This is a genomic window from Mucilaginibacter sp. P4_G9, assembly GCF_056400985.1.
This window is the reverse complement of record NZ_JBFUKF010000649.1, coordinates 1-1890: the sequence shown is the minus strand read 5'-3', so window position 1 is coordinate 1890 and position 1890 is coordinate 1. Positions and strand designations below refer to the sequence as shown.

The following is a 1890-nucleotide window of genomic DNA, read 5'->3' as shown; positions in this document are numbered from 1 at the left end:
GTATAATTGCTGTCCGCTACGCTCAAACAGGATGATGTTTTTAATAACATCGCCCAACGCGGTCATGGATGTACCGCCGATTTTTTCTACTGTTAACATTTCAAAAATAAAACGCTTTTAAGCGTGTGTGCCAAAGTCATACCAATGCCACCGCAAAGGTATAAGCACTTTTAAGTAATTATATATTAGGTTTTTATAATTGGTTAGTATTATAATTCAATTATCAAAACGATAACTGGTTTATCAAATTAATGATCATCTTTTTTATAAAGATCGCCGGCTTTCTCGGCAGATAGTTTTATACCCTTTATCATTGCCGAGCTGAAACCGTTATGTTCCATCTCATTTAAGCCGGCAATGGTACAGCCACTTGGCGAAGTAACCTTATCAATTTCCTGTTCGGGGTGCGATGATAGCTGTAAGAGCAAATCAGCAGCACCTTTGGCAGTTTGCGCGGCCATTTTTAAGGCATCACCCGCATGAAAACCAATTTCGGTACCGCCTTGTGAAGCCGCACGGATAGAACGCAGGAAAAAGGCTATACCGCAGGCACAAAGCGCGGTAGCCGACGTCATCAATTCTTCATTGATCTGGATACTTACGCCCACGGTATCAAACAGTGATTTAACCAGGTTAATGTTTTTATTGGTACCGTTATCGGTAGCAATGCATGTCATCGAGTGGCCTATGGCTATAGCTGTATTAGGCATTGCGCGTATTACCTGTACATTAAGATCAAGCTGCTGGCGGATATCATTGCAGCTTACTCCTGATATAACAGAGATTAAAAGTTGCTTTTCGGGCTTTATTGAAGGCCGTATTTCATCCAATAATTTGTTTAACTGCTGTGGCAATACTGCCAAAACAATAATATCGGCCTTTTTAACGGCCTTTAAATTATTGTCAGTTGCATAATATCCCAAAGCCGAATATTCGGCCAGCGCTGCCACATTTCTGCGTGTAAGGGTAATTTGCTGGGGTTTGCAAATACCTGCTTTAACCAACCCTTTGGCTAATGACAGCCCGATGTTTCCAGAGCCCAAAATGGCTATTTGCTGTGATGCGTTCATGCGTTTTTACTTAAACGTGTTCCAAATGGTTTGTTATTCTTTAAATTTCCCAATTCGTCGCTTTTGCCAATGATAACCGCTTTTACACCGCAGGCTATTGCGGTAAAAGCATTGTCAAGTTTGGGCAGCATGCCACTGTGTATAATGCGTTCTTCCTTTAGTTTTTCGTAATGTTGCGGGTTAATTTCCCTTATCAACGAATCTTCATCATCAATATCCTGCAATACGCCCTTTTTTTCAAAACAATAGATCAGCGTAGTTTCGTATAATGAAGACAAATTAACAGCCAATGCCGAGGCTATTGTATCGGCATTGGTATTTAGTAACTGGCCTTCGCCATCATGCGTTATCGCGCAAAAAACAGGGGTAAAGCCTGCTTCCATCAAACGGCTGATATTATCCGGATTGATAGAGTTTTCGTCGATATCGCCAACAAAACCATAATCAATGGTTTTAACCGGTCGTTTTTTGGCCCGTATAAAATTACCGTCGGCACCGGTTAAACCTATAGCATTATTGCCAAAGCGTTGTAGTTGAGCCACTATATTTTTATTAATCAGTCCGCCATAAACCATAGTTACAACCCTTAACGTTTCAATATCAGTTATCCTGCGGCCATCAACCAGCCGTGCTTCAATGCCCAAATCTTCCGCAACCTGGGTTGCAACTTTGCCCCCGCCATGTACCAATATTTTAAATCCGTCTAACTTTTCAAAATCCTTTAAAAAATGATACAGGTTTTCTGAGTTATCTATAACGTTTCCGCCAATTTTTATTACATGAAGCGTTTTTTTTACTGCTATTTTGGTTGGTTTTATTG

General features: G+C 40.6%; 2 protein-coding genes. Both read right to left on the bottom strand.

Annotated features, from left to right (window positions below):
• Positions 1-248: 248 nt before the first annotated feature.
• On the bottom strand, positions 249-1070 hold the full coding sequence (gene proC / locus AC1DPZ_RS26350) for a pyrroline-5-carboxylate reductase (RefSeq protein ID WP_477409091.1): 822 nt from the start codon (positions 1068-1070) through the stop codon (positions 249-251).
• Complete coding sequence (argB, locus tag AC1DPZ_RS26345) at positions 1067-1888, bottom strand: acetylglutamate kinase (RefSeq protein WP_477409089.1); 822 nt, start codon at positions 1886-1888, stop codon at positions 1067-1069. Before argB ends, proC begins: the two co-directional genes overlap by 4 nt.
• Positions 1889-1890 lie beyond the last annotated feature (2 nt).